Source organism: Priestia sp. BR_2 (genome assembly GCF_041954005.1).
Taxonomy (GTDB): domain Bacteria; phylum Bacillota; class Bacilli; order Paenibacillales; family Paenibacillaceae; genus Paenibacillus_AQ; species Paenibacillus_AQ lautus_A.
Window position 1 is genome coordinate 1 of sequence record NZ_JAVFHM010000056.1, and the last position, 24,538, is coordinate 24,538.

23 protein-coding genes and 1 pseudogene are annotated in these 24,538 nt (G+C 47.4%); 19 read left to right on the plus strand and 5 right to left on the minus strand.

Features of this window, described 5'->3' with window-relative positions; all coding sequences use genetic code 11:
• A partial coding sequence (locus tag RB298_RS00830; RefSeq protein WP_486045312.1) for an amino acid permease occupies positions 1-1,169 on the plus strand: 1,169 nt, incomplete at its 5' end.
• Positions 1,170-1,437: 268 nt separating this feature from the next.
• Positions 1,438-2,070, plus strand: coding sequence for a Vat family streptogramin A O-acetyltransferase (locus tag RB298_RS00835; RefSeq protein ID WP_096773996.1), 633 nt, complete (start codon positions 1,438-1,440; stop codon positions 2,068-2,070).
• 202 nt (positions 2,071-2,272) lie between these two features.
• On the opposite strand, the gene RB298_RS00840 is transcribed toward RB298_RS00835, so the two are convergent.
• The gene (locus RB298_RS00840) at positions 2,273-3,028 is read right to left on the minus strand and encodes a YqjF family protein (RefSeq protein WP_096773995.1); all 756 of its coding nucleotides are present in this window, start codon (positions 3,026-3,028) and stop codon (positions 2,273-2,275) included.
• 254 nt (positions 3,029-3,282) lie between these two features.
• Here RB298_RS00840 and RB298_RS00845 point away from each other — a divergent pair, with 254 nt between their 5' ends.
• Entirely contained in the window at positions 3,283-4,059 is a 777-nt protein-coding gene (locus RB298_RS00845) for an NAD-dependent epimerase/dehydratase family protein (protein WP_096773994.1), read from the plus strand.
• A 229-nt stretch (positions 4,060-4,288) separates the two neighbouring features.
• Here RB298_RS00845 and RB298_RS00850 read toward each other — a convergent pair.
• The 4 genes and pseudogenes from RB298_RS00850 to RB298_RS00865 all read right to left on the minus strand — a co-directional run.
• Positions 4,289-4,471, minus strand: a pseudogene (locus tag RB298_RS00850) (TetR/AcrR family transcriptional regulator); the annotation flags it as partial.
• Between the two features lie 50 nt (positions 4,472-4,521).
• Positions 4,522-6,000 (minus strand): serine hydrolase domain-containing protein, encoded by a 1,479-nt coding sequence (locus tag RB298_RS00855; RefSeq protein ID WP_486045315.1) that lies wholly within the window; start codon positions 5,998-6,000, stop codon positions 4,522-4,524.
• A 61-nt stretch (positions 6,001-6,061) separates the two neighbouring features.
• The gene (locus tag RB298_RS00860) at positions 6,062-7,144 is read right to left on the minus strand and encodes a HAMP domain-containing sensor histidine kinase (protein WP_096773992.1); all 1,083 of its coding nucleotides are present in this window, start codon (positions 7,142-7,144) and stop codon (positions 6,062-6,064) included.
• Complete coding sequence (locus tag RB298_RS00865) at positions 7,129-7,803, minus strand: response regulator transcription factor (protein WP_096773991.1); 675 nt, start codon at positions 7,801-7,803, stop codon at positions 7,129-7,131. The genes RB298_RS00860 and RB298_RS00865 overlap by 16 nt, the downstream gene beginning before the upstream one ends.
• Positions 7,804-8,041: 238 nt before the next feature.
• On the opposite strand from RB298_RS00865, the gene RB298_RS00870 reads away from it, so the two are divergent.
• The 16 genes from RB298_RS00870 to RB298_RS00945 all read left to right on the plus strand — a co-directional run bounded on the left by RB298_RS00870 (position 8,042) and on the right by RB298_RS00945 (position 24,518).
• Positions 8,042-8,350, plus strand: a complete 309-nt coding sequence (locus RB298_RS00870) for a hypothetical protein (protein ID WP_096773990.1) — start codon at positions 8,042-8,044, stop codon at positions 8,348-8,350.
• 596 nt (positions 8,351-8,946) lie between these two features.
• Complete coding sequence (locus tag RB298_RS00875; RefSeq protein ID WP_192571668.1) at positions 8,947-9,399, plus strand: MarR family winged helix-turn-helix transcriptional regulator; 453 nt, start codon at positions 8,947-8,949, stop codon at positions 9,397-9,399.
• 25 nt (positions 9,400-9,424) lie between these two features.
• Positions 9,425-9,970 (plus strand): spermidine/spermine N(1)-acetyltransferase, encoded by a 546-nt coding sequence (paiA, locus tag RB298_RS00880; RefSeq protein ID WP_192571669.1) that lies wholly within the window; start codon positions 9,425-9,427, stop codon positions 9,968-9,970.
• A gap of 340 nt (positions 9,971-10,310) precedes the next feature.
• Positions 10,311-11,177, plus strand: coding sequence for a carbohydrate ABC transporter permease (locus RB298_RS00885; protein ID WP_096774578.1), 867 nt, complete (start codon positions 10,311-10,313; stop codon positions 11,175-11,177).
• Positions 11,178-11,255: 78 nt separating this feature from the next.
• Positions 11,256-12,074, plus strand: coding sequence for a carbohydrate ABC transporter permease (locus RB298_RS00890; RefSeq protein WP_452515324.1), 819 nt, complete (start codon positions 11,256-11,258; stop codon positions 12,072-12,074).
• A gap of 36 nt (positions 12,075-12,110) precedes the next feature.
• On the plus strand, positions 12,111-13,265 hold the full coding sequence (locus RB298_RS00895; RefSeq protein WP_486045320.1) for an efflux RND transporter periplasmic adaptor subunit: 1,155 nt from the start codon (positions 12,111-12,113) through the stop codon (positions 13,263-13,265).
• A 44-nt stretch (positions 13,266-13,309) separates the two neighbouring features.
• On the plus strand, positions 13,310-14,650 hold the full coding sequence (locus RB298_RS00900; protein WP_486045321.1) for an ABC transporter substrate-binding protein: 1,341 nt from the start codon (positions 13,310-13,312) through the stop codon (positions 14,648-14,650).
• Positions 14,651-14,758: 108 nt separating this feature from the next.
• Positions 14,759-17,677 carry a hypothetical protein gene (locus tag RB298_RS00905; RefSeq protein ID WP_486045323.1) on the plus strand — a complete coding sequence of 973 codons (2,919 nt, stop codon included), beginning with the start codon at positions 14,759-14,761 and terminating at the stop codon, positions 17,675-17,677.
• 262 nt (positions 17,678-17,939) lie between these two features.
• Positions 17,940-18,635, plus strand: a complete 696-nt coding sequence (locus RB298_RS00910) for a response regulator transcription factor (RefSeq protein WP_096773983.1) — start codon at positions 17,940-17,942, stop codon at positions 18,633-18,635.
• Entirely contained in the window at positions 18,628-19,716 is a 1,089-nt protein-coding gene (locus RB298_RS00915) for a HAMP domain-containing sensor histidine kinase (RefSeq protein ID WP_096773982.1), read from the plus strand. The genes RB298_RS00910 and RB298_RS00915 overlap by 8 nt, the downstream gene beginning before the upstream one ends.
• Positions 19,717-19,776: 60 nt before the next feature.
• On the plus strand, positions 19,777-20,451 hold the full coding sequence (locus RB298_RS00920) for a stalk domain-containing protein (RefSeq protein ID WP_096773981.1): 675 nt from the start codon (positions 19,777-19,779) through the stop codon (positions 20,449-20,451).
• 261 nt (positions 20,452-20,712) lie between these two features.
• The gene (locus RB298_RS00925; protein ID WP_096773980.1) at positions 20,713-20,961 is read left to right on the plus strand and encodes a type B 50S ribosomal protein L31; all 249 of its coding nucleotides are present in this window, start codon (positions 20,713-20,715) and stop codon (positions 20,959-20,961) included.
• Between the two features lie 80 nt (positions 20,962-21,041).
• Positions 21,042-21,854 (plus strand): AAA family ATPase, encoded by an 813-nt coding sequence (locus tag RB298_RS00930; protein ID WP_096773979.1) that lies wholly within the window; start codon positions 21,042-21,044, stop codon positions 21,852-21,854.
• A gap of 111 nt (positions 21,855-21,965) precedes the next feature.
• A complete protein-coding gene (locus RB298_RS00935) occupies positions 21,966-22,673 on the plus strand; it encodes a metal ABC transporter ATP-binding protein (RefSeq protein WP_096773978.1) in 708 nt (235 codons plus the stop codon).
• Positions 22,619-23,485 (plus strand): metal ABC transporter permease, encoded by an 867-nt coding sequence (locus tag RB298_RS00940; protein WP_192571677.1) that lies wholly within the window; start codon positions 22,619-22,621, stop codon positions 23,483-23,485. Before RB298_RS00935 ends, RB298_RS00940 begins: the two co-directional genes overlap by 55 nt.
• The gene (locus RB298_RS00945) at positions 23,472-24,518 is read left to right on the plus strand and encodes a metal ABC transporter substrate-binding protein (protein WP_486045328.1); all 1,047 of its coding nucleotides are present in this window, start codon (positions 23,472-23,474) and stop codon (positions 24,516-24,518) included. Before RB298_RS00940 ends, RB298_RS00945 begins: the two co-directional genes overlap by 14 nt.
• The last annotated feature ends 20 nt before the right edge of the window (positions 24,519-24,538 follow it).

Consider the following 24,538-nt stretch of genomic DNA (forward strand, 5'->3'; position numbering starts at 1 on the left):
ACATCGAACCGAGCACGGGATCGTTTGCGACCTTTGGCCATAAGTACATTCATCCCTTGGCGGGCTATGTGACGGCCTGGAGCAACTGGTTCCAATGGGTGATCGTCGGGATGGCGGAAATCATTGCCGTTGGAACGTACATGAAGTACTGGTTTCCGGATTTGCCCGCTTGGATACCGGGGCTCGTCGCCATGGCGATTCTCGGTGCAGCCAACCTGTTCTCCGTGAAATCGTTTGGTGAATTCGAGTTTTGGTTTGCCATGATTAAAATCGTAACCATCGTCTTGATGATTGTTGCCGGGCTCGGTCTGATTTTGTTCGGATTAGGCAATGGCGGAAATGCGATCGGATTTTCTAACTTGTGGCAGCATGGAGGCTTTTTTACCGGCGGATGGTCAGGCTTTTTCTTTGCTCTCTCGTTAGTGATCGGAGCCTATCAAGGCGTCGAGCTGATAGGGATTACGGCAGGTGAGGCCAAAAACCCGCAAAAAACGTTAATGAGCGCGACGCAAAGCATTATCTGGCGCATTTTGATCTTCTATATCGGCGCGATTTTTGTGATTGTTACGGTCTACCCGTGGAATCAGCTGCAAGCCCTCGGCAGTCCGTTCGTTGCCACGTTTGCGAAAGTCGGCATTACTGCGGCAGCCGGAATCATCAACTTTGTTGTCATCACCGCCGCCATGTCGGGCTGCAACAGCGGGATATTTAGCGCAGGACGCATGCTTTATACGTTAGGAGTCAATGGACAGGCACCGAAAATATTTACGAAACTGTCCCGTAACGGCGTGCCTCTGCTGGGAACGATCGGCGTACTCGCGGGGTTGGGCCTTGGGGTGTTTTTAAGTTATATCGCACCGGAAAATCTGTTTGTGCATGTGTACAGCGCCAGCGTGCTTCCCGGTATGGTGCCGTGGTTCGTCATTTTGATCAGTCAAATCAATTTCCGAAGAACCAAGGGGAGTGCCTTGGATGATCATCCGTTCAAAATGCCTTTCGCCCCGGTGACCAACTATGTGACGATTGCTTTTTTGCTTATGGTGCTGGTCGGTATGTGGATTAACGATGAAACTCGGATTTCCTTGATTACAGGCATTGTTTTCTTGGGTATTGTCGTGATCAGTTATTATGCTTCCGGGGTTAACAAGGCACAAAATAACCGTGAGTAAGCAGCAAATAAAAACATATGAAAGCAAATGAATTGGCAAATCATCCATGGATGAAATCAATAAACATCCCATTCTCACCAAAGTGGAAATGGGATGTTTTCATTTTGAGGTACGAGCTCGGGTGATATTATGTAGGATTCAAACAGGATAACCAATCTAAACGTCGAAATTGAAAAGGTAAATGTTTGTCTCTCGGTATCGGACCTCATGGATAGGAACACGACGCTGAACAACTCATGATTGATATAAAACGAAGGAGGGATTCTATATGCCATATGGACCTGACCCTAACGCAATCTACCCGAATGAGGCGATTAAAAGTATTTGCTATATTAAAAACGTTGTGACACGCCCTAATATTATTGTCGGTGACTATACCTATTATGACGATCTAAACGGTGCCGAAAAATTCGAAGAGCATGTCACGCACCACTATGAATTTATTGGAGACAAGCTGATTATCGGGAAGTTTTGCGCTATTGCAAAGGGGATTGAATTTGTCATGAATGGCGCCAACCACAGAATGCGCAGTGTTACTACCTATCCATTCAACATCATGGGCAACGGTTGGGAGAAATCGACTCCGGCATTGGCCGACTTACCCCTTAAAGGCGACACCGTCATTGGCAACGATGTGTGGATTGGTCAAAACGTGACCGTAATGCCCGGTGTCCACATCGGCGACGGAGCTATCATAGCGGCCAATTCGGTTGTTGTAAAAGATGTCCCCCCTTATCATATTGCAGGCGGGAACCCTTGCAGGGTTATTAAGAAAAGATTTGATGACGAACTCATCGACCATCTCCTTGCCATCCAATGGTGGGATTGGCCTGCTCGGAAAATTTTTGACCATCTTGAAACGTTATGCAGCGGAGATCTGACTAAAATCAAGGAAATATAAATTGCTCATTATAGCATCTCATGGGTGAATCTACTTATTGAGCGGCAATTCCCTGAGAAATTTTAACGACTATGCGAGTGTCGGAATCGCGTTATGAAGAACATACCTTTACAATAGCCGCAGCATTGCGGCTTTTTGTAATTTAACGGTGTTTCAAGACGCGCATCGATTGAGATGAAGAGTGTTCAAGGGATACCGCTGTTCAGCATTTCCTCAACGGCCAGAACAATGCCTCCAGACGTCGGGTATAGGTCGCGACTGCAGGCGGGCCCTGGAGTTCAAATCCATGATAATGGGTTAATTGGTTTGTCGTCAGCTGTAATTGAACCTCCTGCAGCGGCCAGGGAAAATGATGGATATCCCCGGTTAGGATTTTTCCCTTTGATGTCGTCGTAAACAAACAGTATCGCTCCGTGAGCCAATGAACCAGCGATCCTGGTTCAGCATGATATAGGGTGTTGTTCACTGGTTTGTACGAGCCGATAAACACCGGATCCTCCGCTTGGGGTAGACTCCGCATGCTTGTATAGTGCAGGTAAGAATCGTGGTCCCGTCTTATGGACATGCGGGCATGGTGGTACGGTAAGTGCGCGAATGTACGGGCGCCCTTGACAGCCAAACTGTTAGAGGCCTCAAGGTTGAAAAAATAAATGCCGGGTTTGCCTTTTCTCGAGACGTAGGTTCGAACGTTGAGCTCAAGAAAATCCTGAACGAAAGGGATGGGAGGCAGGCCGCGCAAACGCAAAGGACTCAGCCGAAAAGGAATCACGGTCAGCCAGGCGCTGCCGTTATGCTTTTCGAGCTCCAATCCGTCGGGAATAAGGGGTCTCAGAACGTTCTCGCTCACAGGCCAATGCGCGCATAATACATCGTTCCATCCTTGCTTCATGAGCCATGGGCCATGGGGAAGTGGAAAGGGGCGGTGATCTGTATTGGATAAAATGACCTCGTTTTTCATCGGTAACTCCCCTCCAGAGCTGTACTATGGATTTTCGCCGAATGTCATCATTATTAACCATGAAATTTTGGATCAAACCGGAAAGGAATAGCCGCATTTTGACTAGATCATCTCCGTTGTGCGGTGCGTATAAGCCGCTTCTGCTTTCCGCAAGCGGGAACCCAAAACATTATCGTATACATCCCTCGCCCAACGGGTAATAACTAACAGCACAGCAAAAACGTGACGATCAGTGAGAAAGGGGCTTGAAACGAATGAAACGCAAACTGTTAATAACCGGAGCGGCGGGCACCATAGGGAACGTAATTTACAAGGGGCTGCAAAAAGACGGCCGGTATGACATCATCGGTGCGGATATACAGGCGGACGATACGCAGGGCATCGTGCAGATGGACATCGTGGACGAAACGCGCCTGGCAGAGCTTACGCAAGGAGTCGATACGGTGCTCCATTTTGCCTGGATTAAGGACAACGGGGATTTTCTTGGTAAGGTATTGGAGGGAAATGTGAGCGGTGCCTACAAGCTGTTTGAGGCAGCAGCACAGAATGGCGTGCGGCGAATGATATTTGCCAGCTCCAATCATGCGACCGGTTATTACAAGGTTTACGAAAAGGTAGAGCCTGACGATCCGTATCGTCCGGATAGCTTCTACGGACTCAGCAAATGTTATATCGAACTGCTGGGCCGGCTTTATTCAGATCAGGGCAAGATCTCTTCGATTAATATTCGAATCGGCAACTTCCCTGGAGACGATCGACCTCATTCAGAGCGTGCGGGACATATCTGGATATCGGAACGCGATATGCTTCAGCTGATCGTTTGCTGCATTGAAGCAGATGACACACTAACGTATTTGAATTTGTACGGAACCTCCGCCAATACGGATAACTACTATAACATCGATTATCTGGAAGAATTAATCGGATACAAACCTCAGGACGACGCAGCCAAGCTGCTTGAGTTAGCCAAGGCGGCGGGAAGCAAAGTACGCCAGGATGAGACGGACTACCAGGGAGGCCAACAACAATGACAGCTTCATAGATGCACCCGTACCCTGGAGTTCAGCACCGATTAAAGATCGGTTATTCTGAAGGAGATTACCAGACATACAGCAGCCAACAGCCAAAAGGATACGCTGAAGATAAGACGTATGTCTTCTGAAAGTCGCGTGAATATTGCGGCTTTTTTTATTTTCAGCATGATGTTCGTGTCATTGGAGTGCATTACGTGATCAGCCGCCCCGGCCGCACGTACGCCGATTAAAGGCTTCTTTCCAACAAGGTCCCCACTTGTTTGGCCATGACTTGCGGCGAGATCCACCATTCAATAATCCCAACATAAGCCGTCCCGGCATATTGCAGCATCACATCTTCATGCAATTCCGCATTTTTTCCGCTTTCTTTGTCAATCTCGCCTTTGAATCCTTCGTTGAAGGACGTAAGGCAGCTGATGCAGCTGCCTTTCTTCATTACGATGTGTTGAACTTGTGGCATTATGGGTTGTTAGCCATCGATTGGCTATTCTTGGCGTAATGCGCATAGACGCTATAATAGCAAGCCACATGCACGAAATTGACGAGCGACCATACAACGAGCCAGATGATCGGTGACGATAGGGTAGTCCAAAGACCGGACCATGGCAGCACGCGCCCTCCGCCGATAAACGTCAGCAATGGGGGGAGAGACAAGAGGATGAGGACCGGAATCAGCCTAATGACCGATACGAGAATGAACATGCCGATCGTAAGGCGTTTTTTCTTCCGACGAATACGAATAGAAGCATAGCCGCCCCATACAAGCGTTGCGAGAATCAACGCCACCATGATCATAGACATGTTTCGATCGTTAAGAAAAGAGATGTTGGGCTGTTCTCCCCTCATCATAGCCGCGACCCCATCGATGATTCCCGAGTAATCCACAAATGCGTTCAATCCCGAATTAAACATCACCGCGATCCCCATTTGCTCGTCCAAAAAAACCGTTTCTTCCGACTTGTACGTCCAGAAAATACCGCTGTGGGAGATCGTTCGGCCTCCCGATGGATCATGGTCTGCGAGCCAACCCATGCCGTACGGCGAAGCTTCTCCGGCTGAATGAAATTGCTTCATCAGCGCCGGGGGAAGAAGGTCGCCGCTATATTGGGCAATCATCCACCTGGACATGTCTTCCGCGGTTGAAACGATCCCTGCGGGACCGTCAATAAACCACAGAGGCTCTGAGCGACTCACGGAGCGGCCCAGAATCGAGTAATGACCCGGCGGGATCGCTTCATTCCCATTGATTTGATGCGTCGTGCTGACGCTGTACGTATGGTTCATACCCAGGGGTTTAAAAATATGACAATTCAGGTAATCCGAAAACCGCTCTCCACTGATGCTTTCCACGAGGTTCGCCAACAGCACGTAATTGGGATTGTGGTAGCTGTAAGTTGTTCCAGGTTTATGGGCGAGTTCAACCTCATTTAATAACCGGTTCGCCTCGTGCAGTGCTTGGAATTGCGGAGTCCTCGTCATATCGGGATTGGAGCCATCCGTCAGGCCGCTGGTCTGATTCAATAAATGCCGGACCGTTATGTCATGAACTCGAGGATCCTGAGGAGCCAGTTCGGGAAAATAGGAAACGTAAGCCTCTTCCAGATCAATCCGGCCTTTATCCACCAACTGCAGAACGGCTAATGCGGTAAAGGACTTGCTAAGCGAAGCAATGGGTAGAGGGGTTTCGTCCGTTATGCTTTGGTTTTCACCAAACGTACCATAACCTTTGGCATAGAAGGTTTTATCGTTTAAGGAGATCGACAAGGACGCACCTTCGATATGGTTGGCCTTCATGCTCCGGCTCATGTATTCGTCAATGTCCCGCCAAAGTTCCGTGCGGTCCCCGTCCTCCAATGCAGATACGGACTCCGCCATCACGGTCCAAGTTAGCAGCAGGCAGGTAATTACGGTAAACATTCTTTGTATTGTTTTCGGCATCATAGCACTCCTTCAATCAAGATAAGGATATGCTATCGGATAATTTTCAACTATTTATCAACTACGATCCAAAACTTGCGGTTACGCACCCGCCGCCTTGAGGTCCGTTTTCGACCTGCAAGCTCCCGCCATGTATTTCGCAAAGCACCTTGCAAACATACAGTCCTAGCCCACGATGTTCGGTTGCATCCCACATATCCCCGCGGTAAAAGGGAAGAGCAGCCTTGTTTAGGGCTTCGTACGAGAAACCGGGTCCGTCGTCCGTGACGGCAATATCCATAGAGGCTTCCCGAATGATAAAACGAGCGTTCACCTGACTGGTTGCGTAACGCGCCGCATTGGCTACCAGGTTCTCGAATACCTGCATGACGACATGGGCATCCAGGCTGATTTCAGAATCAGCGTTATCAATGGAAGAGGCAAAGTTTATGCCGAATTGACTAGCTATTTGATTGGCACTGTCGTTCAACAAAGCCGTGAACGGGATGATATCCACGGGATCGCGATGCACCGGGGTATCCTCCAGCTTCTGAATCGAGCTCATGGCCTCCGCATAGTTCTCCAGGCGAACGATGTGAAGGTTCATGGTATGGATCAGGTCCAGAATCTTCTCTTCCGACAATTTCTTCTCGGGAACATAGGTGGCGAGAAACTCGGCGTACCCTTTCAGCACAGACAGCGGCGTCCTCAGATCATGGGCAAAAATTGCATTGAGCTGCTTGCGCTCCTCCACCGAACGCCAGAGCGCCTTTAAATTGATTTCCAATTGTGAGCGCATGTTTTCAAATACGGCGATGAGCTCGCCCATCTCGTCCCGGCTGTCATAGGAGATGCTGAAGCCTAGATCGTTGGCCGAGATCTTCTCGGATGCTTGCATCAGAATCGTCAGCGGTCGTTTTAGCTTCCATCGGTAAAATAGAACGGCCATGGCGACAATTCCCGCGGCTACCGTCAACAGCACCGCCGCGACGAGGGAGGGCAGCAACCAATCGGCCTCTCCAAAACGCTCCCGCAGGATCTCCGCCCAGGCAAATTCCAAAGTGATCATGGCCAGTACAGCAAAAAGCGTAAGAATGCATAACAGGATGAACGATTGCAGCAAATTAAGTCTTTCTAGCAGCAGCCTATTTACGAGTTTAGCCATTTGTATCCTACTCCCCACACCGTCTCGATTCGATCGCTGCAGCCGTATTCCTTGAATTTGTTGCGAATTCGCCGAATATGCTCCGCGATGACGCTGCTATCGCCTTCTTCGTCCAGGCCCCAAATTTTCTCGTAAATGCGCTCCTTCTCGAATACCATGCCGGGATTCATGGACAGCAATTCGATAATGTCGAACTCTTTTTTGGCCAGAGGTATTCGTTTATCCTGGAAATAGAGCTCCCGGGCCGTATAATTAATGACCAAATCATGGTTAAACCTCACCGAGGCTTTGGTTAGGACTCGCTGTTCCCTGCGCAAATGCGCTTCTACTCTGGCGCCAAGCTCGCGAATACTGAAAGGTTTCAGGATATAGTCATCACCTCCTGCCCGAAAGCCGGCTATTTTATCGGCATCTTCGATTCGAGCGGTCAGAAATAAGATGGGGCACGAGACAAAGCCTCTAATTCTTTCGCATACTTCAAGGCCGTTCTCCTCAGGCATGTTGATATCGAGCAATACGAGATCGGGTCCTAGTTCCACTTTTCGCATAGCTTCCCGGCTGTCCTTGGCCGTCATGACAAAATATCCATTGATTTCAAAGTAATCGGTCAGCAGCTTTCGAAGATCCGCCTCATCGTCCACGATTAGTATCTTATGCATACATGCTTCATCTCCAGTTCCATATGTTTGATTTCAGCATATCAAAGAAATTTTCGCATACCAATCGGATTTTAATTGAACGGCATGGAAAGTCTAAGGCAGTGTAGACGAGGTTCACCAATCGTGGTATGAATAGTATTGGCTGAGTCGGTGGCGCTTCGACACCACCACCGTTAGAGAAGGGCTGGTTAACGAAAGTAATTGGAGATACAAGTTATTTTATTTTGGAGGATCAATAATGAATCAACGTTTTCGGATCACGAGATCCATGCTACCCGACGCTGGCGATCAGGAGATTTCATTGGAAGAATGCCAACAATATTTTTCAACCAAAGCTGATTTTATTTATCAGACGGAGCTCACTGTGAGAGGGGAAGAGAGCACCATGTCGGTAGAAGGCGATTTCTTTATGTGGAAACATGGGGAAGCCTTGATTCCATTCAGGCACTACATGGGAGAGCTGTATGTCGCCGTTTCCCATCAAGAGCTTGTGCCTCTCATGATCGAAATTGCAACTGATTTGCAGGCGGATATCGTAGAAGGGTAACCGAATGGATCCTGTAAGAGCTTCGTAAGAACATCCGTATTAGATATGTTAGGCTGTCGAGATAAACAGCGAAATGAGAAGCGCCGATGAGCTTGGTTAGAGGATCTTACCGAGTCCATCGGCGCTTTTTTTGCGAAGTCCATTTTAAATGGCGCAGGATGGTTTGGTGTAGGATGCCTGCGACTATCCGCGAATTATTGCCCCAATCCACCAAGTTGATGGCGGCCGTTAAAGCAAACGCAAGTGGGCATCGGCGATGCCCCAAACGGATAGGGAAGGGCTGAAAGAGAGGGTTGATATTAACCATGATGACCCCTCCTTCATGAATAGTATTTGTTTTTCGGTCAGAAAGTTATGCCAGAACATGTAAAGTAACGGCAACCCGATGATTTCTGACGGCCGGTCATTACAGGAGAATATAACCATATGATCGTTCCATTTGTTTGCCTTATCCTTGGTTGATGGTTATCCTGCAGGGCTTGGTGTTTGATCGAGACCTACGAGCGCTTAATTTTTGTTGTAAATGCAACAAAAATAGTGTACTATTCTCTTACTGCTTCATTTGAATAAATTCGAGAAGAGCGTGAGTTGCATATATGAAGGACGTACTACGTGAGATTGGTATGATCGCCAGGTCATTGGATTCGATAAGCAATATTGAGTTTAAGCAATACGACCTTACAAAAGGACAGTATTTGTACCTCGTGAGAATATGTGAACACCCAGGAATTATTCAAGAAAAATTATCTGAAATGATAAAGGTCGACCGAACAACAACGGCCCGGGCTATACAGAAGCTTGAGATGAATGGGTTTATTGATAAGAGAGAAGATCAATATAACAAAAAAATCAAAAAACTGTTTCCTACGGAGAAAGGGAGCCATGTGTATCCATTAATAAAAAGGGAGAACGATTATTCCAATTTGGTTGCACTATCCGGATTCTCTGCAAGCGAAGTAGAAGTCATGTTCGAGCTTCTCCAAAGAGTCCGACACAATGTGGAAAAAGACTGGGAGTTTGTTAAAAAGGGTAACAAGCGACACTATTGATGTATTCGAAGGAGGACGAAGCAAAGTGACCATAACTATAGAAAAGTGCACGATTAAAGATCTGGGCTTGCTTCAAGAAATAAGCATTAAAACATTTAACGAGACTTTTAAGGATCAAAATTCGCCTGAAAATATGAAAGCCTACTTAGATAAAGCTTTCCATTTGAATCAATTGGAAAAAGAATTATCGAATATCTTTTCGGAATTCTATTTTATTTATGCTGGTAGGGAAATTGCAGGATATTTAAAAATTAACACCCAGCATGCTCAGTCTGAAGCAATGGGCGATGATTGCCTAGAGATCGAGCGGATCTATATCAAGCAAAGCTTTCATAAACAGGGGCTTGGCAAATATCTAATGAATCAAGCCGTAGAGATCGCGTTGGAACGCAATCTAAGGAAGATCTGGCTAGGGGTTTGGGAAAAAAATGAGAATGCCATTACCTTTTATAATAAAATGGGGTTTGTTCAGACGGGGACCCATACTTTCTATATGGGGGATGAAGAGCAAATCGATCTTATCATGACCCACACACTTTCGGAAATCAGGCGGCGAGCGCTTTTACAATGAATAGCAACAATATGGCCGCAGGGTTTCCATTTCTGACCACACGTAAGACCCACATTACAAAAAAACAGCGAGGACCGCTCGAAGTGAGTGGTCGCGTTGTTTTTTTATTTTCACTCGTTATCTTCCGATTCCACGGTTATCATCATCATTTTCGATTCAATATCTGATTGGCATAGTGAGAGCTAGGCTCACAATATTATACGAATATTTTAGATATTTTTAATACTTTCCCCCTTTTTTCTTAAGCAATCTTATCTAATCTGAATGCATGGGGAAGCGCGACAGGAGTCAGCAGCATGGGAGACTTAAATTAACAGTGAAGGGATGGATCAAGATAATCATGAACAAATGGCTCCGTAAGGATGCTTCGGCGGCCATATTCTTTCTCGTGCCAAGCGGTATCGGATTTGCACTCTTTTACCTTATTCCATTTGCCATGGGTGTGTACTATTCCTTTATGAGCCAATCGGTAGACGGCCATTTTGCGGGTCTCGATAATTACGTGGAGCTGTTTGGGAGTGCTTCCTTCCGCAAGGCGGCATCCAACACGTTTTTTTTCAGCGCGGTCAGTGTTCCGCTTATGGTCATGCTGTCACTCGGGTTAGCGATCCTGCTCCATAAAAATACATATTTTCAAAAATGGCTTCGGACTGCTTACGTTATGCCGCTTGTTGTGCCCGTCGCCTCCATTATCATGATCTGGCAGATGCTATTTGACTGGAACGGCTCCCTGAACGCATGGCTGAACAGCTTTGGATATGGACGCGTGGACTGGATGAAGACGGAATCGGCACGTTTGGTCGTGATCATGGTGTATCTATGGAAGAACATCGGTTACAACGTCATTTTATTCTTGGCCGGGCTGCAGCAAATTCCGAAGGATTACTACGAAACGGCCCGGATTGAAGGGGCTGGCCGCGTGAGGCAATTCCGAAGCGTTACGCTGGTCTATCTGACTTCTTCCATGTTCTTTGTTGTGATTATGTCCATTATCAACTCATTCAAAGTGTTCCGGGAAACGTATCTCATCGCAGGTGACTATCCCCACGACAGCATTTATATGATGCAGCACTATATGAATAATATGTTCATTTCACTCGACATTCAGAAGCTGACCGCAGCGGCATCCTTGATGTTTGCCTGTATTCTGCTAATCGTCCTGGTGCTGTTTGCTATTGAGCGCCGACATCGGCAGTACATGGAATAGGAGGTGGAACGAAGTTTCGTGCGAGTCGTCCACATATTGAAAAAAAGTATATTAACAATCGTCTTGGGTGTTATCGCCATGATCTTACTATCACCAATTGTGATTACATTCACAAATTCATTGATGACAGAACTGGAGATCCAGATCAATTACGGTCTCATCGGTCAAATGAATGAAGCGATTCCAGGTAGAGATGGCTCTTTTGCAAACCTGAAATTAATTCCCGACAAGGTGTCTTTTGCACAGTATGGGAAGGTGTTCATCGACAACCCGAAGTATCTGACGATGTTCTGGAACTCCGTGTTCATGGTGGTGCCGATCATTGTGGGTCAGACAATCGTGGCAGCACTGGCTGCTTATGCATTCTCCAAGCTGAAATTCCGCGGCCGGGATTCGATGTTTTTGGTCTATGTCATGACGATGCTCATGCCGTTCCAAGTCACGCTGGTACCCAACTATATTATGGTCGATAAGCTTGGCATGCTGAATAGTACGGGCGCCATCATAGTTCCCGGCATTTTCGCAGCTTTCGGCGTGTTCATGCTCAGACAGTTCATGCTGGACATTCCCTATGCCTACATTGAAGCTGCCAAAATAGACGGTGCCGGACATTTGCGGATTTTTATGACGATGATTGTCCCGATGATCAAGCCGGGGTTGGCCGCACTTGTGATCTTGCTGTTCGTTGATTATTGGAACATGGTGGAGCAGCCGCTTATTTTTTTGGATGACCCCTTCAAGCAGCCGCTGTCTGTCTTTCTATCCAGGATTAATGATACCGACCGGGGGATTGCCTTTGCTGCATCCATGCTCTATATGGCCCCGATGGTGATGTTATTTCTGTATGCGGAGTCGTATTTCATCGAGGGCATTCAATTGTCAGGTGTTAAGGGGTAACTTTTCAAGGCGGTTTTTAGGAGGAGAAGAAAGGATATGGAGCTTGGAAAAGGGTTAGCTGACCAAAGACGAAAGCGAATCCTTCAATTCGTGTTCATGGGTTTTATGGGAATGCTGCTGCTGTTTACCTTGTTCAGTAACACGCTGCAGTCGTTGACCTTGCCCAAGGTGACCACGGAACAGCCGAAACAGGGAGGCATTGCGCTGTCGATCGAGGGAAGCGGAATACTTCAGCCGATCGCCGAAGCTAAACTATCCGGTTCAAACGACTGGAAGGTTCAGCAGATTCACGTAAAAGAAGGTGAACGTGTGAAGAAGGGACAGAAGCTTATCGCTTATGACAACGTAGCGGCAAGACAAGAAATCGAACTTGAAGTAACGAATCTGGAAAAGCAAAGAATTGAGCAGCAAAATCTTCAGGATCAGTTTATTCAATCTTCTATTGAAGAGGATGAACTTAAGCTGCGAAGCGCAAAACGCGAAATCGAAAAAGGGAAACTTGATATTGCTGCGCAGGAACGCAAGATCAACGAGATGAAAGAGCGACTGGCAAAAGATCAGATACTTAGCTCTCCCTTCGACGGTATTGTAACGAAGCTGAATGCGGTAGAAGGACTGGCATCTGCGGGCGAGCCGGATGTCATTGTCTCGAATAGCAGCCAAGGCTACAGGTTTGACGTTGGTGCTGATGCAAAACGCTTGTCCAGCATCGGGATATCCGTTGGTGAGCGGATCGAGGTAGAGGTGCAGACAGATGAAGAGCAGCAAGCCAGTGTCATTGAAGGCATCATCGAAGAAATCACCAATGCGGAGCCGATGATTGAGAGGGCAACCGAAGGAGCGGAGACGGTAACCGTCCCTCAAAAGAGAATTCGTATTAAACTCATCAACGCCAAGCTGAAGGGAGGTGAGCAGGCTCGGATTAACATCGAGAAAAACTCTCTCGATCAAGGGCTGCTTGTTTCTAATGAAGCTGTTCATCAGGACCGGGAAGGCATGTACGTTTTTGTAGTCGAGGAGCAGCCGGGTGCACTCGGTAATGTTTTTGTTGCCCGAAAAGTCAACATCAAGTTCAGCGAGCGGAATGACAAAGAAACGATGATCCAAACGGATAGCATCTATGAACAAGATAAAATCATTCTGAAAAGCAGAGAGCCTCTGCAGGATGGCAACCGGGTTCGTTTGGAATAGCGAGGCGGCATTGTAATCAGAACATATCAGGAGGAAATCATACGATGAAAAAATGGCTTTTACTTATTTCTATGGGGGCTTTAATCGCGAGTTTAACCGCTTGCGGCCCAGGAGAAGGCGGGAACGTAAATAAGCCCGCAACGAAAGAGGGGAAAACGTTGCTTACCCTGTCACTGACAGAGTCGAGTCCGTTCTATGAAACGCTCGAAAAAAAGTTCGAAGAAAAATACCCGGATATCGACCTGCAGATCCATGCATATAAAAGCATGGGTGAACAATGGGGACCTGGAGAATTCGAGAAGTATCGTACTGCAACGAATACAGCCATGTTATCGGGCAAAGGCATGGATATCATTGAAGTTGGCGGCTTGCCTGTTAAAGAATATGTGAGCAAAGGTTTCCTGCTCAATATGAATGAAATGCTGGAGCAAGACCAGACGCTCCATAAAGACGATTTGCAAATGAATATTGTGGACGGTCTGAAACTGAATGACGGGGTGTATACCATCCCTTTGGGATACTCCTTGAGAGTATTGGTCGGTAATGGGGACATGCTGGGCAACGCTAATGTGGCGTTCGATGATAAAACCTGGGATTGGAAGGAGTTCGAGAAGGTTTCAAAGGAAGTTATCCAAAAGGCAAAGGAGAGCGGTACCGATGAGATTTATGCATTAGCGTCCTACCCGCCGGAATACCTCTTTCAGGAGATGCTATATGAAAACTACGCTGCATTTGTTGATACGACAGCCAAAGAGGCATCGTTCGACTCTCCGGAATTTGTGGGTTTGCTCCAGCAAGCCATGAAAATGAATGATGACAAGATCATTACATCCGACGAGGCAAAGCCGGGCAATCAATTGTTCAGCTCTACCCCAATATTGTCGCCGCTTCAATTTATCGAAGGCCCATATATGCTATTTGATCATCCAAAGATCATGCTGTTACCCCGAGCGGGAGAAACCGCGGGTCAAAAAGGCGCGAGGGTTTTTACATCATCCGGGTTCGCGATCCATGCCAAATCGCCAGCACAAGAAGAAGCTTGGAAGTTCATTTCCTTCCTATTGTCTGAAGAAGCACAATTACTGCAGGAAAGAGAAGGGTTCTCGATGCTTAAATCCGTGAATGAAAAGCTGATCAATGACCTCCAGGAAAAGGTGGGGAGCGGCGATTATACACTTCCGAACGGGCAGCCGGCCAAAGTATCTGACGAACAATTCAACGTGTTTAAACAAATTGTTCAGTCCGCGGATCAATACGTCGATCTGGACAGTAAAGTCATATCGATTGCCGGTGAAGAGTCTATGGCGTACTTCAGCGGACAGAAAACGGCAGAAGAAGTGGCGAAGCTGATCCAGAACCGGGTCACCACCTATTTAAACGAATAGGAGGATCATCCAGGAAGCAGCTCACATTTGTGCGCTGCTCCCTATTTCACAGAAGAGGGACAACGGAGAATAGGCTTTTTGATTTTCTTTTTATACAGGAGGTACATTATGCACGGACCAAAAAAGACATGCGCGGTCATCATGCTTGGTGCAGCGATGTTAAGTCATGGGTTTGCCCTTGATGCGTATGGGGCATCCGCAACAGGCTACTCTGTTTCTAAATCAGCAGCTGCAGTCGCGTCCAGCATGGCATTAGATAAACTGGGCTCTGTTCCATTGAAGCAGAACGTCAGCGTGAAGCTGACGGGGATGGATATTTTAACTCAGCCAGACGGGAATATTTTGGTCTATACGCTTCGTTATCGTAACAGCAGCGGCAGTAGAGTAGATCTTATCGATTATTTTTCCAAAGTTTCTATGCCTAGTGGGGCAACGGGAAAAGGCAAGAACGTTACGAGTGACGCTATTAAACGAACGGTGCCGGCGAACAGCAGCCTCTCCGTGACGTATTATGTAAACGTTGGAAAATCAACTAAGGTCAACGGAGCCAAGGTTTCCCTGTTCGGATGGAATTTTGACAGCGCGAACTATCAGAAAAAACTGGGGCAGATCACCGTTCCGGCCGATTACTCTTCGGTAGTTCCGACAGGAAAGAGCAAGAAGATCACGATGAATCATCTTCCGGTTACGGCCAAGGCGGATACCTTGCAGAGGTATACCATCAATGGAAAAGTATTTATAAAATTAGGACTCAGGCTCACGAATGGAGGGACAAAGGCATTAAGCGACCCCGGGTATAAGGCATATTTGAAGTCGGCCGGCGGCTCGGTATTTGAGCTCACCTCCGATTCAGCCAGCACCGGATACAAGCTGCAGCCTCAGGAGAGCAGCATCATCTTCTATTGGGCGGAGATCCCATCCACGATAAAGACGAACGGCATGACACTGCAGCTGGCGCAGGAGGACGAAGCATTGAAGATCAGTATTCCTGTGCAAACGTTCAAGCTTCCGGCGGCAGCGACGGATTTCGCCGTGGCCAAGGGCAAAAGCGCAAAGCTGATTATGAAACAACAGCCTGTTACGGTCAAGGCGGAAAGTGTGAAGCGAATGAAGCATAATGGAAAAGTGTATTTGAGAGTGGGGGTTCATTTTGCAAACGGAGGCAAGAAGGTGCTGAGTGATCCCGGATATACAGTACAACTGAAGTCGGCCGGCGGCTCGGTATTCGATCTTACGCCTGAGGATGTCACAGGGGGCAGCTTCAGGATCCAGCCAGGACAAAAACGAACGGTGTTTTATCTGGCAGAGGTTCCGTCCCAACTTAAAACAGACCAAATGACGATGCAATTCACGCAGAAAGACGAGGCTCTGAACAAGCTGTTTCCGGTCAAAACCTTCAAACTTCCGGGTGTTACCGCTGATGTGCCTGCGGCGAATTATGCCATCCGAAACATATCGGTGAACCATCAAACGATAGAGACGCAGCTGAAACATGCTTCGGTATTTGCAGAGAACGATACCGGCAAATGGAACCTTCAATTCCGCGTTAAAAATCTCGGTGATAAATCCTTGAAGCTGCCGGCTTATGAGCTTTCCATCCTCACGTATGAAGGCTACAGCATCCCGGTGAATACGAAGGCGCTTGACCATGTAACGCTGAAGCCGCTGGAAGAGAAGCTTATCGACCTCAGTGCAGATGTGCCGTTGCACATGAAACAGAATCAATTGCAGCTGCAATTGACAGAGCCGGCTGTGGAGGGGAGGATCAGCTTCCCGGCTGCCCACTATAAAATTCCTTATGCCCCTGAGGGGAAAAGTCATCTGGGTGTAGAAAACATCGTCGAAAATGCTCATGGAACATTCGGCGTCAAACTAAGCTCATATCAGCGTGTGCCGCTGGGAGATGTGGATCAAATTGTAGCCCAAATCAGCATTCGCAATACCCAATCGACGACCGTATCGCTGCCTGAGTTTAAAGCTGCAGTTAAGGCAGGCATGCGCAATCTCAGCAATACGTCCCAAATGGTAGTGCCGAATGATCAAACAACTCTGGCGCCGAATGAAACCATGGAGCTGTATGTGCTTGCCAATGTACCGTATTCCTATTCATTCAATCAGCTCAGAGTCGATCTACAGGAAACTTCAGGAGAGGATGTTCACAAATTTCTGTCGCTGAATACCCATTCGCTCAACAGTGTCATGAAACAGGTGGCTGCCGGCGAATCTTATCTTATCCATACGACAGGCAAGAAAGCGGAAGTCCGGGAACGCTTGACGACCGTATACCAAGACAACGGCTCCAATCTAATATATACGGAACTGGTGATGACGAGTCAGGAAACACGCCAATCCAAACAGGCGCAGCTGGTTGCTTACTATAAAACACCGGACAACGAGTTTTTTGAGGCAAAGATTAGTCAATCATCCGAAAAGACAAGTCCCAATGGAAAGAATCTTGTGACCATTTGGAGCAAGCTTCCGCAGAATGTGAATGCTTCCCAGCTTGTTTTATTTGTCGGGGAAGGCGTAGCGAACGGAAAAATGACAAATTTAGGGGAAGAATCAACGGGATCTATCAATACGGTAGGTTTAGCGCTTAACCCTAAAGTTACGCATCCGGCAACGAATCTGCAAAATGTGGATTTGTTTCCGTACCACCTAACCATCACGAGAGGAGAAGGTACGCTTAGCGCAGGGAAAGAGAAGCTCACTACCGTTATTCATTATAATCTCTCTAGGAATGGAGATTACGAGACAGGTTCTTATGACCATAAACTCATCATGGAGCTGATTGATCCAAACGGTCTATCCACAGAGAAGACGTTAACACTCGGTACCGATTTGACCATCGGCAACAATCAATCCTACTCCATTAGCTTGAATAGCAACTTCAGTAAAATCGGAAGTGGAGGGTCGGTTCACATCAAGCTTTATGACGAGTTCCAAGGACACAGAATGCTGCTCGGAAGACAAAGCTATCCGATCATGTATGAAGAGAATCAGGCCAACAGGCCAGGTACCGATTAAAGAATCAACAATACACTGGCAGTTAAGACAACACCCCTGAAGAATGAGGAGATTCGGGGGTGTTTTTGATATACTTCTTTCCGTTTGGTTTGTCAATTTAATAACTCTTTAATTATTCTAAAAGAATTTTTAAGATTTTCCACGTAAGCTATAGTCGGGAGGTGCTTACAAGCGTAATGGAGTGTTAACGAACCTCCTTCTTATTGTCCTAAATTTCAATCATGTTCCTACGTTAACGATATGCAAAGGATGGATACATACCATGAAGCGGATTACTATTCTCATTGCGGACGATGAGGCGGAAATAGCGGACCTGATCGAGCTGCACCTGATAAAAGAAGGTTATGATGTCCTGAAAGCGGCTGACGGGCAGGAGGCGGTGCAAGCCGTTCGAGCGCATTCCGTCGATTTAGCGATATTGGACATTATGATGCCGAAGCTGGACGGTTATGAAGTGATCCAGCACATTCGGGAACGCAATCATATGCCGATCATTTTTCTGAGCGCGAAAACGTCCGATCTTGATAAAATTGCCGGGCTGGTGAGAGGCGCAGACGACTATATGACCAAGCCCTTTAACCCGATGGAGTTGATCGCTCGCGTGAATGCGCACCTTCGCCGTTATATGCAGATGAACCAGCCGGCGACTTCCGGCAAACCCGCCCTGGAAGCAGGAGGAGTGGTCATATACCCCGATCAGCGAGTTGTGACCCTATACGGCGAAACGATCGAGCTGACGCCTAAGGAATTTGACATTTTGTACTTATTGGCCAGTTACCCGAAGAAGGTGTTTAGTACGGAAAATATCTTTCAACACGTATGGGGCGAGGCCTACTTTGAAACAAGCAATACGGTTATGGTCCATATTCGAACATTGCGAAAAAAGATGTGCGATGATACGAACAAAAATAAGCTGATCAAAACGGTTTGGGGGGTAGGCTATACGTTCAATGGCTAATTTGATACGAAGCTTCCGCTCCAAAATGATCGTGCTGTTCGGCTTCAGCATGATCATATCCGGCATCATCATGTACGCACTATATAAAATCCTGCAATATTATTACCGAACACAGGTCAAATTCGAGGATCCGCTGGCTTATGTCCGCTTGTTCATAAGAACGGTCGGGGATATTAATTTTTTTCTGATATTTTTTATCCCGTTGGCGGTTTTGTTTTTCTTCCTGCTTACGAAGCCTTATGTGGCATATTTTCGTGAAATTTCTGCGGGGATTCGTCATCTCGCCAGCGGCGATTTCGACAAGCGGGTTTCGGTTTCGTCCCGGGACGAGTTCGGTGATATCGCGGCGGATATTAATCTGACGGGAGAGATGCTGAAGCAAGCGGTGGCGAGAGGAGATTTTGCTGAGAGCAGCAAAGATCAGCTGATATTGAATTTGGCTCATGATTTGCGAACGCCGCTCACTTCCGTCATCGGTTATTTGGATTTCATTCTTAGGGACGAATTATTGACCAAAGAACAGGTACGGCATTACACGGGCATTGCTTTCGCGAAGTCTAAGCGCCTGGAGAGGCTGATAGACGAATTGTTCGAAATCACGAGAATGAATTACGGTATGCTGCCTGTCGATAAACAGCCGATCAATTTAAGCGAGCTGCTGACGCAGTTAAGTGAAGAATTGCTTCCGGCTCTTGAGAAAAATAAACTGGAAGCTCGATTGCACGTTACGCCTAATCTGATCATTTCGGGAGATGGCGACTTGCTGGCACGCGTATTTGAAAATTTAATGACCAATGCGATACGGTACGGCAGCGACGGCCAGTTTGTAGATATCCGCGCTTTCCTTGAAGCAGACGAAACGGTGGTCCAGGTAATCAATTATGGGGATCGCATCCATCCGAACGAGCTGCCGCATCTATTCGACATGTTTTATACCGGCGATGCGTCCCGGGTTCATCGGGAGGGCAGCACAGGCCTCGGTTTATTTATCTCGAAAAATATCATGATGCAGCATAATGGCACGATCACGGCCGACAGCAGCTTGCTTCGTACAGTTTTTGAAGTAAGGCTGCCGCGATGAATGCCAATATCTGAATAAATAACTGATATGACTGACTAAGGAAAGGAGCGTAGATGCTTTTTGCGGAAATATGTTTTGGTATGGATATGGTTCGGTTTGTTAGCCGTTATCGGTCTGGTAGCTTATGGCGCAAGCTCCTCGATCGACTTCCTGACATCCGGAAAATTTGTGATCAATGGCATATCAGCAAGACTGCCCGTCATTAACTACAACGGAAACGTCTACGTTCCTCTTCGCCTTGTAGGGAAAGAAATGCATGCTGAAGTTCATTACGATGAGGAGAAGGAATTAATCACGATCAAACAGCAAAGCTTAGCATTCGATGAACAGGTAGAGGCACCCGTTCCATCCATTGCTTATGAGAACACATACAAGGATGGTAGCGTTTGGATGCAGGAGATTCCGCTGCTACAGGGAAGCTCTTGCTGGAATGGATGCCTGGAAGTAAAAGACTCTGTAGGGCAATGGGTAACCGAAGCCCGGTATCCGCCGGTCAGCGTGAAGCCGGACTCTAATCTTGTAATAACCTATCCGGCTGGATTGGAGCCTGACAGATTGACGGTATTTAACGTCATGGATACGGGCAATGAAACCGAGCAGTTTGTTGACATGATGGTGGTGAATCGGCGCTTACAGCTGCCAACGGAACCGGGAGTTTATACGATTTTAGTGAATTCGGATTGGAAGGCAGGATTCACCTCGTATGCTTTTGTTGTACATATTACTGACGGCTAGGGTATAAGCGATTAAAGATTAGTTTAGAACTCTATCAAATTAGACTTTACGCCTTTATGATCGCATAGTCCGACCGCATTCCATTCATGGTATGCGGTTTTTTCTTTATGCCCAAGAGTAATGAAACGATTTTTTCAGTATGGAGCCGAGAGTTGACAGAAATGATTTTATATTTTAATATTCATCCATGACGTTAATCGTAAAAATTACGAATAACAAATAATACAGAGTCGATCGGCTCGGAAAGAAGAGAACATTACCATGCAAAAAGGGATACATCCAACATTTCAAAAAGTCATATTCCTAGACGCGAGCGTGGGCTATTCATTTCTCAGTGCCTCCACCAAGACTTCGACAGAAACGATGGAGTGGGAAGACGGTCAAACCTATCCCGTGATTCGCGTAGATTCCAGTTCGGCTTCACACCCTTTCTTTACGGGCAAGCAGAAAAATACCGAAATCGGCGGGCGTGTCGATAAGTTCAAGAAACGATTAAGTTATAAACGGTAGAGAGGTTAACGTACCGAATCAGAGAAAGAACGGTCACGTCATGATACTCGATTTATGCAGTGAAGGAGCAGCAGTTGATCATGAGCAAAAGCAATGCAAGCCAGCGTATTCCGCGTGCCAAAGGGATCGATATGGCAACCGTGTATTCACCTAAGGAGTGCGGCAAAAAAGCGAGGCACCTGATTTTGCCGGATTTCAATCAGAGAATTGTGGATGAGTTTATAGCCATTTTGGGGATGAGGGAGGAATTCGAGGAGCATCACGTACCGATACCTAACAAGATCGTCATGTACGGTCCTCCGGGAACAGGTAAAACCTTAACGGCCTTTTATATGGCCAACCTACTGGAGCTTCCACTCGTTCTGACTCGACTGGATGCTATCATCCATAGTCATCTGGGCGAAACGGGGAGCAATATTCGCAAAATCTTCGAATATGCAGACACATTTCCCTGCGTTCTTTTCCTTGATGAGTTCGATGCCATTGCCAGGACGAGGGACAGCAACGATGAAGTGAAGGAGATGGCCCGTGCCGTAAATACATTGCTGCAGTGTCTGGATGATTTTGGGGACAAAAGCATCATGATGGCGGCCACCAATTTGGAGAAGGAATTGGATCAGGCAATATGGCGCAGGTTCGACACGAAGATGACGTATTCCCTGCCGGACTTTGGCAGAAGGCAGCATTATATCGAAATTCTTCTCGGAGATTTCCGGTGTGAGGCGTCAGCGTTGACGGAGGCATGCGACCTGCTTGAAGGGTGCAGCTTTGCCGACATGGAGCAAATTGTATTGAAAGCAAAGCGAAAAGCCATTATTGAACGGCAGCCGCTGCTAAGAAGCCATATAAAAGATTCCTATGATGAATATAACCCTGATCTGGCAAAGGTTTAAGTGGGACGGCTGTCATGCTGCCGAGTTGGAAAAGGGATTAGATTTAGGATACACCGGGTTTCATGCTGAATAAAACAGTTTTTCTGTCACAAGGAAGGAAGAGATGGGGATATGTTATTGTCTTCCATGCGCGACGTTATGTTTGGATACGGGGATCAAGCTGTCGTTGAGAATTTGTCGCTCGACATTCATGGCGGACAATTCATCGGTATATCCGGTCCAAATGGCGCCGCAAAATCAACTTTGCTGAAATTGATGCTTGGTTTGATAAAGCCCTGGAGCGGGTCCATCGTTTTCAAGCGAGTATTGGAGGACGGATCCAGGATATCTGTTGGATATGTTCCGCAGCAAGTGGCCTCGTTCAACGCTGGCTTTCCCAGTAAAGTGATTGAGCTTGTACGATCGGGCCGCTACGGACGACTTGGATTGTTCAAACGTTTCACATCCGCAGATCATGAGATCGTTGAGCGAAGCCTGAAGGAAGTGGGGATGTGGGAATATCGTTATCGGAGGATCGGCGAGTTATCGGGAGGGCAGAAGCAGCGAATATGCGTTGCCAGAGCGTTGGCCCAGGAGCCGCAGGTGTTGATTCTTGACGAGCCTACGACAGGGATGGATGTGTCGAGTCGTACGGATCTGTACCGACTATTAAACGATTATGTCAAGGACAAAGGCAGCACGGTCATTATGGTCACCCATTCGCTTGATGAAATCGGTCCATATCTGGACCAGGTCGTCCAATTGGAGCGAAAGGAGAATGAGGGATGGCGATGCTCGGTTACGAATTTATGCAGCGCGCGTTTTGGGCAGGAGGCCTGATCGGCGTGATCGGTCCCGTTCTGGGCGTGTTTTTAATGCTCCGGCGCCAGGTTCTCATGGCTGACACACTCTCTCATGTATCCTTGGCGGGAGTCGCATTGGGTTCTTTCTTGAAACTGAATCCCGCACTCAGCGGTTTTGCAATGGCTATGATCGGGGCACTTGTGATTGAACAGCTTAGAAGAGTGTATCGTACATACACCGAGGTTCCGGTTGCCATTATTATGACCTCTGGGCTTGCTCTATCGGTGGTCCTGATGAGCTTGAATCAAAATCTGAGCAAGAGCTTCAGCTCCTATTTGTTCGGATCGATTGTTGCGGTTAGCGATACGCAGCTTCGGCTTATTGCGGTGGTAGCAGCAGTGGGAATGATCTTTTTTGTTGGACTGCGCCGGCCGCTTTATAACTTTGCTTTTGATGAGGAGACCGCTGCGGCATCCGGTATGCGTGTCTCTCTCCTGTCTTTTTTATTCGCCGTGTTTACGGGAATGACGGTTGCCGCCGCCATGCCGGTAGTCGGCGTGCTGTTGGTTTCGGCGTTAATTGTGCTGCCGGCCTCGATCGCACTGCGGATGGCAACAGGTTTTTTAGCAGCCATGGGGATTGCCGTCGTTGTTGGGTTGAGTGGTGTTTTTTCGGGCCTTGCTGCTTCATACTATCTCAATACGCCGCCAGGAGGTACCATTGCCCTGATTCTATTAGGATTTCTAATCATGGCCGTAATCTTTCAAAAATTACTTCGGTTACAAAATCGAAGGTCGATACAAAAAATAAATAGAAATAGGAGTCATAAGAATTATGAAGAGATTTAAGCGAGTATTAACCCTACTATCCCTATCCGCAGTATTGGCTATTGCAGGCTGCGGCTCGGGAAATTCGACGGTTACTCATGAGGGAAACGTTTCCTCCGCCAATAACCAAGCGACAGATGCCTCCACAACGGAAACTACAAAGCTGAAAGTTAAAACCAGCTTCTATCCCATGTATGAATTTACTAGACAGGTAGCGGGCGATCTGGCAGATGTGGAGAATTTAATTCCTCCGGGTATTGAAGCGCATGATTGGGAGCCGACACCCCAGGACATGGCGGGAATTTCCGATGCCGATGTGCTGGTGGATAATGGCGCCGGCATGGAAGGCTGGGTGGATCAGGTTCTGGAGAGCATCCAAGGCACCGGGGTATTTGCCATTGAGGCCAGTAAGGGAATAGAGATCATGGAAGGTACCGGTCATTCTCATGATCATGGTGAAGAGGGCGATCACGGCCACGATGAGCATGCCCATGATCATGAGGAAGAGGGGCATCACCATGACCACGGTGGACTGGATCCGCATGTATGGCTCTCGCCGGCCATGGCTGTCAAACAAGTGCGCAACATCGAGGCAGGTTTGGCCAAAGCTGCTCCGGAACATCAAGAGGCATTCAAAGCAAACGCAGATGCTTATGTTAGTAAACTGGAGGCATTGGACAAGGAGTTTCGAGACGGGCTGAAAAATACCAAACGAAAAGACTTCATTACGCAGCATGCTGCGTTCGGGTATTTAGCCAGAGAATACGGTTTGACTCAAGTGCCGATTGCAGGCTTGTCTCCGGATCAAGAGCCCTCGGCTTCTCAAATGGCTGAAGTGATCGAATTTGCCAAGGAGCACAATGTAAAAACGATATTCTTTGAAACGCTTGTGTCGTCAAACGTTGCAGAGACGATAGCCTCTGAGATCGGGGCTTCGACTTCCGTCCTTAATCCGATCGAAGGGTTAACCGAGGAAGATATCGCGGATAACCATGATTACATTGCCATTATGCGACAAAATCTCGACGCTTTAGCACAGGCTTTGAATGAATAATCGCGAATAGGAAGGGAGGT

Bases quoted from the DNA above. Each gene is read 5' to 3' on its own strand.
- RB298_RS00835 (WP_096773996.1), top strand. From the start codon at position 1,438: ATGCCATATGGACCTGACCCTAACGCAATCTACCCGAATGAGGCGATT.
- RB298_RS00840 (WP_096773995.1), bottom strand. From the start codon at position 3,028: ATGAAAAACGAGGTCATTTTATCCAATACAGATCACCGCCCCTTTCCA.
- RB298_RS00845 (WP_096773994.1), top strand. From the start codon at position 3,283: ATGAAACGCAAACTGTTAATAACCGGAGCGGCGGGCACCATAGGGAAC.
- RB298_RS00855 (WP_486045315.1), bottom strand. From the start codon at position 6,000: ATGCCGAAAACAATACAAAGAATGTTTACCGTAATTACCTGCCTGCTG.
- RB298_RS00860 (WP_096773992.1), bottom strand. From the start codon at position 7,144: ATGGCTAAACTCGTAAATAGGCTGCTGCTAGAAAGACTTAATTTGCTG.
- RB298_RS00865 (WP_096773991.1), bottom strand. From the start codon at position 7,803: ATGCATAAGATACTAATCGTGGACGATGAGGCGGATCTTCGAAAGCTG.
- RB298_RS00870 (WP_096773990.1), top strand. From the start codon at position 8,042: ATGAATCAACGTTTTCGGATCACGAGATCCATGCTACCCGACGCTGGC.
- RB298_RS00875 (WP_192571668.1), top strand. From the start codon at position 8,947: ATGAAGGACGTACTACGTGAGATTGGTATGATCGCCAGGTCATTGGAT.
- RB298_RS00885 (WP_096774578.1), top strand. From the start codon at position 10,311: ATGAACAAATGGCTCCGTAAGGATGCTTCGGCGGCCATATTCTTTCTC.
- RB298_RS00890 (WP_452515324.1), top strand. From the start codon at position 11,256: ATGATCTTACTATCACCAATTGTGATTACATTCACAAATTCATTGATG.
- RB298_RS00895 (WP_486045320.1), top strand. From the start codon at position 12,111: ATGGAGCTTGGAAAAGGGTTAGCTGACCAAAGACGAAAGCGAATCCTT.
- RB298_RS00900 (WP_486045321.1), top strand. From the start codon at position 13,310: ATGAAAAAATGGCTTTTACTTATTTCTATGGGGGCTTTAATCGCGAGT.
- RB298_RS00905 (WP_486045323.1), top strand. From the start codon at position 14,759: ATGCACGGACCAAAAAAGACATGCGCGGTCATCATGCTTGGTGCAGCG.
- RB298_RS00910 (WP_096773983.1), top strand. From the start codon at position 17,940: ATGAAGCGGATTACTATTCTCATTGCGGACGATGAGGCGGAAATAGCG.
- RB298_RS00915 (WP_096773982.1), top strand. From the start codon at position 18,628: ATGGCTAATTTGATACGAAGCTTCCGCTCCAAAATGATCGTGCTGTTC.
- RB298_RS00925 (WP_096773980.1), top strand. From the start codon at position 20,713: ATGCAAAAAGGGATACATCCAACATTTCAAAAAGTCATATTCCTAGAC.
- RB298_RS00930 (WP_096773979.1), top strand. From the start codon at position 21,042: ATGAGCAAAAGCAATGCAAGCCAGCGTATTCCGCGTGCCAAAGGGATC.
- RB298_RS00935 (WP_096773978.1), top strand. From the start codon at position 21,966: ATGTTATTGTCTTCCATGCGCGACGTTATGTTTGGATACGGGGATCAA.
- RB298_RS00940 (WP_192571677.1), top strand. From the start codon at position 22,619: ATGGCGATGCTCGGTTACGAATTTATGCAGCGCGCGTTTTGGGCAGGA.
- RB298_RS00945 (WP_486045328.1), top strand. From the start codon at position 23,472: ATGAAGAGATTTAAGCGAGTATTAACCCTACTATCCCTATCCGCAGTA.